At 61.4% G+C, this 7,109-nt stretch carries 7 protein-coding genes; 1 reads left to right on the top strand and 6 read right to left on the bottom strand.

Annotated features, from left to right (window positions below; genetic code table 11):
* The 6 genes from ACIOUG_RS26380 to tkt all read right to left on the bottom strand — a co-directional run.
* Positions 1 to 725 (bottom strand): ketose-bisphosphate aldolase (locus ACIOUG_RS26380; protein WP_401070019.1); only part of this gene is annotated, 725 nt, incomplete at its 3' end.
* Between the two features lie 252 nt (positions 726 to 977).
* A complete protein-coding gene (locus ACIOUG_RS26375; protein ID WP_401070016.1) occupies positions 978 to 1,310 on the bottom strand; it encodes an MliC family protein in 333 nt (110 codons plus the stop codon).
* 57 nt (positions 1,311 to 1,367) lie between these two features.
* The gene (locus ACIOUG_RS26370; protein ID WP_401070013.1) at positions 1,368 to 1,589 is read right to left on the bottom strand and encodes a hypothetical protein; all 222 of its coding nucleotides are present in this window, start codon (positions 1,587 to 1,589) and stop codon (positions 1,368 to 1,370) included.
* 34 nt (positions 1,590 to 1,623) lie between these two features.
* On the bottom strand, positions 1,624 to 2,787 hold the full coding sequence (locus ACIOUG_RS26365) for a phosphoglycerate kinase (protein WP_401070010.1): 1,164 nt from the start codon (positions 2,785 to 2,787) through the stop codon (positions 1,624 to 1,626).
* A gap of 26 nt (positions 2,788 to 2,813) precedes the next feature.
* Positions 2,814 to 3,872 (bottom strand): erythrose-4-phosphate dehydrogenase, encoded by a 1,059-nt coding sequence (epd, locus tag ACIOUG_RS26360; RefSeq protein ID WP_401070007.1) that lies wholly within the window; start codon positions 3,870 to 3,872, stop codon positions 2,814 to 2,816.
* Positions 3,873 to 4,028: 156 nt separating this feature from the next.
* Positions 4,029 to 6,026 (bottom strand): transketolase, encoded by a 1,998-nt coding sequence (tkt, locus tag ACIOUG_RS26355; protein WP_401070004.1) that lies wholly within the window; start codon positions 6,024 to 6,026, stop codon positions 4,029 to 4,031.
* A gap of 257 nt (positions 6,027 to 6,283) precedes the next feature.
* Here tkt and ACIOUG_RS26350 point away from each other — a divergent pair.
* Positions 6,284 to 7,109, top strand: an 826-nt coding sequence (locus tag ACIOUG_RS26350) for an ArsR/SmtB family transcription factor (RefSeq protein ID WP_401070002.1), incomplete at its 3' end; no start/stop codon positions are given.

Here is a 7,109-nt window from a genome sequence, read left to right as displayed (position 1 = left end):
AGCCACTCTTGTGGCACCGACGAGGAACCGTGCATCACCAGGTGGGTGTTCGGGATGCGCTTGTGGATTTCCTTGATGCGGTCGATTGCCAGCACGTCGCCGGTAGGTGGCTTGGTGAACTTGTAGGCGCCGTGGCTGGTGCCGATGGCGATGGCCAGGGCATCGACCTGGGTCTTCTTGACGAAGTCAGCGGCTTCTTCCGGGTCGGTCAGCATCTGGCTGTGATCCAGAACGCCTTCAGCGCCGATGCCGTCTTCTTCACCGGCCATGCCGGTTTCCAGCGAACCCAGGCAGCCCAACTCGCCTTCAACCGAAACGCCGCAGGCGTGAGCCATGGCGACGGTCTGTTGGGTAACGCGGACGTTGTATTCGTAGTCGGTCGGGGTCTTGCCGTCTTCGCCGAGGGAGCCGTCCATCATCACCGAGCTGAAGCCCAGTTGGATCGAGCGCTGGCAGACATCAGGGCTGGTGCCGTGGTCCTGGTGCATGCACACCGGGATGTGCGGGAATTCTTCGATCGCCGCCAGGATCAGGTGACGCAGGAATGGCGCGCCGGCGTATTTGCGAGCGCCGGCCGAAGCCTGGACGATCACCGGGGAGTCAGTCTTGTCAGCGGCTTCCATGATGGCGCGCATCTGCTCAAGGTTGTTGACGTTGAAGGCTGGAACGCCGTAGCCGAACTCGGCTGCGTGGTCCAGCATCTGGCGCATGCTGATAAGTGCCATTGTGTGTGTCTCTCCCGGTTGAGGGTCGTTAATCGTGCCAGCCTGCCGGAGCGGCGGCGGCTATTCAAGTGATTGCAGATCGGGGGTCGAAGCCCGGTCTGGTGATTCGATAAAGCAAATTATCAAGAACTACACAGAACCCTTGTAGGAGTGAGCCTGCTCGCGATAGCAATCCTGCAGCCAGTACTGCAGCGATTGTCAGACCGCTATCGCGAGCAGGCTCACTCCTACAATGGGCCTGCGGTGTGTCAATTACTGCGCCTTGCAGCCGCGGCCAATCAGGTCATTGGTGGCGACCCAGTACACCAGGCCTTCGTCACCCTTGACGTGAAACGCCAGCATGCCGTCGCTGTACAGCACGCCCGAGGCGCCCGGCTCTTCTTTCAGGCGATAGACCTGATCACCGCCGCCCAGTCGGACATCGACTTCCTTCTGACTGGCATCGGCGTAACGCCACAGCACTTTGGCCTGGCTGTCGCAGGTCCAGGTGGTCCAGCTGTCCGCAGGTGCGGACGACTGAAACAGGTTCATCTGCGCGCAACCGCCCAACAATGCCAACGCCGCAATGGCGATCAAGCCTTTCATCCGTGTTCCTCGACTGACAGCGCACGCCGCCAGCCCTGAGTTAAAGAGTCAGACCGGTCAAGGACAACCATGTTCCTTGGCCGGGGTTTGCGTCTCGTATTTGTCCAGGCCGTCCGGCCCCGAGCGCTTGTTCAGCACCGGGTTGGTTTCGGCCTGCCAGTCGGCCTGGTAGCAGCCTTTCTGCACCTCACCGGGCGCGGGCGTCGCCTCGGCCTTCGGGTTACTCCCGCAGGCCGCCAGCGTACCGGTCAGCAACAACAGCGCTAACGACTTGACCATCTGAACACTCCTTTGCCTGGCCAAACGGGCGGCCTCAGGCCTTGGCCCGGCTTTCCAGGACTTCAACGGCCGGCAGCACCTTGCCTTCGACGAATTCGAGGAACGCGCCGCCACCGGTGGAAATGTAGGAGATCTGCTCGGCCACGCCATATTTATCAATGGCCGCCAGGGTGTCGCCACCGCCGGCAATGGAGAACGCGGCGCTGTCAGCGATGGCCTGGGCCAGCACTTTGGTGCCGTTGCCGAACTGGTCGAACTCGAACACGCCGACCGGGCCGTTCCACAGGATGGTTTTCGACGATTTCAGCAGTTCGGCGAAATTGGCCGCGGTTTGCGGGCCGATGTCCAGAATCATGTCGTCAGCGGCAACGTCAGCGATCAGCTTGACGGTGGCTTCGGCGCTTTCCGCGAATTCCTTGGCGACGACCACGTCCACCGGCAGCGGCACGCTGACCTTGGCGGCGATGGCGCGTGCGGTGTCCAGCAGGTCCGGCTCGTACAGCGACTTGCCGACCGGGTGACCGGCAGCAGCGAGGAAGGTGTTGGCGATGCCGCCACCGACGATCAGTTGATCGCAGATCTGGCTCAGGCTGTTGAGTACGTCGAGTTTGGTCGACACCTTGGAGCCGGCAACAATCGCAGCCATTGGCTTGGCCGGTGCGCCCAGCGCCTTGCCCAGTGCGTCCAGCTCAGCGGCCAGCAGCGGGCCGGCAGCGGCGACTTTGGCGAACTTGGCCACGCCGTGGGTCGAACCCTCGGCGCGGTGCGCGGTGCCGAACGCGTCCATCACGAACACGTCGCACAGGGCGGCGTATTGCTGGGCCAGGTCGTCGGCGTTCTTTTTCTCGCCCTTGTTGAAGCGTACGTTTTCGAACAGCACGATGTCGCCGGCCTTGACGTCAACGCCGCCCAGGTAATCGGCCACCAGCGGCACTTCGCGACCCAGGGCCTTGCTCAGGTAGTCGGCGACTGGCTTGAGGCTGTTCTCGGCGGAGAACTCGCCTTCGGTCGGACGGCCCAGGTGCGAACACACCATCAGCGCCGCGCCTTTTTCCAGGGCCAGCTTGATGGTCGGCAGCGAAGCCAGGATACGCGCATCGCTGGTGACAACACCGTCCTTGACTGGGACGTTGAGGTCTTCGCGGATCAATACGCGCTTACCTTGCAGATCGAGGTCGGACATCTTCAACACGGTCATGGGTCGCACTTCCTGAGTAGCTGTTCTTAGAGAGCAGGTTTTTTTGAAATCGCTGTTTGCAGATAGTGGTCTGCAACGTCCAGCATTCGGTTGGCAAAACCCCATTCGTTATCGAACCAGGCCAGGATGTTCACCAGCTTGGGGCCGGAAACACGGGTCTGGCTGGCATCGACGATGGCCGAATGTGGGTCATGGTTGAAATCACAACTGGCGTGCGGCAGCTCGGTGTAGGCCAGCAGGCCCTTGAGCGGGCCGTTGGTGGCGGCTTCGCGCAGGATCCGGTTGACCTCGTTCGCGTCGGTCGCGGTGGCGGTCTGCATCGTGATGTCGAGGCAGGACACGTTGACCGTCGGCACGCGTACGGCTTTGGCCTGAATTCGCCCGGCAAGTTCCGGCAGCAGGCGCTCGATGCCACGCGCCAGACCGGTGGACACCGGGATCACCGACTGGAACGCCGAACGGGTGCGGCGCAGGTCTTCGTGGTGATAGGCGTCGATCACCGGCTGATCGTTCATCGCCGAGTGGATGGTGGTGATCGACACGTAATCCAGACCAATCGCCTTGTCCAGCAGCCGCAACAGCGGCACACCGCAGTTGGTGGTGCAGGAGGCGTTGGACACCAGCAGTTCGGCGCCGGTCAGGCAATCCTGATTGACGCCGTAGACGATGGTGGCGTCGACATCCGCCTCGCTGGCCATCGGTTGCGAGAACAATACCCGCGGCGCGCCGGCGGCGAGGAATCGCTGGCCATCTTCACGGGTGTGGTAAGCGCCGGAGCATTCGAGTACCAGGTCGACGCCCAGCGCCGCCCAGTCGATGCCTTCGGGGGTGGCACTGCGCAGGACCTTCACGCAGTCGCCATTAATATGCAGACAATCGCCTTCTACTCGCACTTCGCCGGGAAAGCGGCCGTGGGTGGAGTCGAAGCGTGTCAGGTATTCGATGCTGGCCATGTCCGCCAGATCGTTGATCGCGACAATTTCAAACCCTGCCTTGTCGCCACGCTCGAACAACGCACGCAAGACGCAACGACCAATCCGGCCGTAGCCGTTGAGTGCAACTTTGTAGGGACGCGGTTGAGGCATGGGGTTCTCGATAGTATTCGCTAACAACACAACCCCATGTAGGAGCTGCCGAAGGCAGCGATCTTTTGATCCTGTTGTTTAAGATCAAGATCAAAAGATCGCAGCCTTCGGCAGCTCCTACAGGGAACGCGGCGACCTGGGCCACCGCGCTATGTTTTAGTCTTCCAGCAGCTCTTCAGCCTGACCCAAGATGTTTTCCAGGGTGAAGCCGAATTCTTCGAACAGTGCCGAAGCCGGAGCCGATTCGCCGTAGGTGGTCATGCCGATCACGCGACCTTCCAGACCCACGTACTTGAACCAGAAGTCGGCGTGAGCCGCTTCGATCGCGATACGGGCGCTGACCTGCAACGGCAGAACCGATTGCTTGTAGCCAGCGTCCTGAGCGTCGAACACGCTGGTGCAAGGCATGGAAACCACGCGCACTTTGCGGCCCTGCTCGGTCAGTTTGTCGTAGGCCTGAACGGCCAGACCGACTTCCGAACCGGTGGAGATCAGGATCAGCTCAGGCTCGCCTGCGCAGTCCTTCAGTACATAGCCACCGCGGCTGATGTCGGCGATCTGGCCGGCATCGCGTTCCTGGTGCTGCAGGTTCTGACGCGAGAAGATCAGCGCCGAAGGACCGTCCTTACGCTCCAGCGCGTTTTTCCAGGCCACCGCCGATTCCACGGCGTCGGCTGGACGCCAGGTGTCGAGGTTCGGCGTGGTGCGCAGGCTGGTCAGTTGCTCGACCGGCTGGTGCGTCGGGCCGTCTTCGCCCAGACCGATGGAGTCGTGGGTGTAGACGTGAATCACACGCTTCTTCATCAGCGCCGACATGCGTACCGCGTTACGCGCGTATTCCATGAACATCAGGAAGGTCGCGCCGTAAGGCACCAGGCCGCCGTGCAGGGACACGCCGTTCATGATCGCGGTCATGCCGAATTCGCGCACGCCGTAGTACATGTAGTTGCCGCTGGCATCTTCAGCGCTGACACCTTTGCAACCTTTCCACAGGGTCAGGTTGGAACCGGCCAGGTCAGCCGAACCGCCGAGCAGTTCCGGCAGCAGTGGGCCGAACGCGTTCAGGGTGTTCTGGCTGGCTTTACGGCTGGCGATGGTTTCGCCTTTGGCAGCCACTTCAGCGATGTAAGCCGAGGCTTTTTCAGCGAAGTCTGCCGGCAGTTCGCCGCTCAGACGACGGATCAGCTCGTTGGCTTCGGTCGGGAACGCCGCGGAGTAGGCAGCGAAACGCTGATCCCACTCGGCTTCGGCGGCGTGACCTTTTTCTTTGGCATCCCACTCGGCATAGATGTCGGCCGGGATTTCGAACGGGCCGTAGTTCCAGTTCAGCGCCTGACGGGTCAGAGCGATTTCCGCGTCACCCAGCGGGGCGCCGTGGCAATCTTCCTTGCCCTGCTTGTTCGGCGAACCGAAACCGATGGTGGTCTTGCAGCAGATCAGGGTCGGCAGCGGGCTCTTGCGCGCGGTTTCGATGGCGGTCTTGATCTCTTCAGGATCGTGACCGTCGACGTTGCGGATCACCTGCCAGTTGTAGGATTCGAAACGCTTCGGGGTGTCATCGGTGAACCAGCCTTCGACTTCGCCGTCGATGGAGATGCCGTTGTCATCGTAGAAGGCGATCAGCTTGCCCAGGCCCAGGGTACCGGCCAGGGAAGCGACTTCATGGGAAATGCCTTCCATCATGCAGCCATCACCCAGGAATACGTAGGTGTGGTGATCAACGATGTTGTGGCCAGGACGATTGAACTGCGCGCCCAGGACTTTTTCCGCCAGCGCGAAGCCCACGGCGTTGGCCAGGCCCTGACCCAGCGGGCCGGTGGTGGTCTCGACGCCCGGGGTGTAACCGAACTCCGGGTGACCCGGGGTGCGGCTGTGCAGTTGACGGAACTGCTTGAGGTCGTCGATCGACAGGTCGTAACCGGTCAGGTGCAGCAGCGAGTAGATCAACATCGAGCCGTGGCCGTTGGACAGCACGAAGCGGTCACGGTCGGCGAACGACGGGTTGCTCGGGTTGTGCTTGAGGTAGTCGCGCCAAAGCACTTCGGCGATATCTGCCATACCCATGGGGGCACCGGGATGGCCGCTGTTGGCTTTTTGCACGGCATCCATGCTGAGGGCACGAATGGCGTTGGCACGCTCACGACGGCTAGGCATCGCTGATCTCCTGGGTGTGAATAATTGAAACGGAAAAAAGGAGGGCATTTTCCCTCACCGGAGCGCCTCGGGGCAATGACAGATAGTCATACGGAGGCGTTTTTCCCGTGGTTAACAGTGGATTCTGTTGGTGAAACCTTTCCGCTGTTGGTTTGTAGAGTTAACCAGCCAGTGAGAAGTGCCATCTATCGAGCAATATCAAAACTTTTTGATATTGACCTTGCAGCGATTTCCCGCCGTCACTAGACTGCTGCCCCATGAACTTACGCGTGCCTTCCATTCGCCATGACGATTGCGACGAGCTGGCGGCCCTGTGCAAGGCCGGTGGCGACCCGCTGCGCCTGAATGTATTGCGCGCGCTGGCCAACGACTCGTTCGGCGTACTGGAGCTGGCGCAGATTTTCGGTATCGGTCAGTCCGGCATGAGCCACCACCTCAAGGTGCTGGCCCAGGCCGATCTGGTGGCGACGCGCCGCGAAGGCAACGCGATTTTCTATCGCCGCGCCCTGCCCCACACCGAATTGCTGGGTGGCAAGCTGCACGCCGCATTGTTAGAAGAAGTCGACAACCTGGCGCTGCCGGACGACGTGCAGGCACGCATCACGCAGGTCCATGGACAGCGTGAAGCCGCCAGCCAGGACTTTTTCGCCCGGGTCGCGGAGAAATTCCGCGCCCAGCAAGACTTGATCGCAGGCCTGCCGCAGTACCGCGACAGCGTGCTGGCCCTGCTCGACAAACTGAACTTCAATGGTGCTGCCACGGCCATTGAAGTCGGCCCCGGCGATGGTGCTTTTCTGCCGGAACTGGCCCGTCGCTTCGGCACCGTAACCGCGCTGGACAACAGCCCGGCGATGCTCGAACTGGCGCGTCAGGTATGTGAACGTGAACGGCTGGCTAACGTCAGCCTGCAATTGGCCGATGCATTGAATGGCACCAGCCTTCAGGCCGATTGCGTGGTACTGAACATGGTGTTGCACCATTTCGCCGCGCCGGCCGAAGCGCTCAAGCACATGGCCGGCCTGCTGCAACCGGGCGGTAGCCTGCTCGTGACAGAGTTATGTAGCCACAACCAGAGTTGGGCCA

Source organism: Pseudomonas sp. NPDC087803, from assembly GCF_044742995.1.
Lineage (GTDB): Bacteria > Pseudomonadota > Gammaproteobacteria > Pseudomonadales > Pseudomonadaceae > Aquipseudomonas.
The sequence above is the reverse complement of the archived record's forward strand: the minus strand, read 5'-3'. Positions and strand labels throughout refer to the sequence as shown.

Excerpts from the sequence above, each read along its gene's own strand:
- tkt (WP_401070004.1), bottom strand. The coding sequence starts at position 6,026 with ATGCCTAGCCGTCGTGAGCGTGCCAACGCCATTCGTGCCCTCAGCATG.
- ACIOUG_RS26365 (WP_401070010.1), bottom strand. The coding sequence starts at position 2,787 with ATGACCGTGTTGAAGATGTCCGACCTCGATCTGCAAGGTAAGCGCGTA.
- ACIOUG_RS26370 (WP_401070013.1), bottom strand. The coding sequence starts at position 1,589 with ATGGTCAAGTCGTTAGCGCTGTTGTTGCTGACCGGTACGCTGGCGGCC.
- epd (WP_401070007.1), bottom strand. The coding sequence starts at position 3,872 with ATGCCTCAACCGCGTCCCTACAAAGTTGCACTCAACGGCTACGGCCGG.
- ACIOUG_RS26375 (WP_401070016.1), bottom strand. The coding sequence starts at position 1,310 with ATGAAAGGCTTGATCGCCATTGCGGCGTTGGCATTGTTGGGCGGTTGC.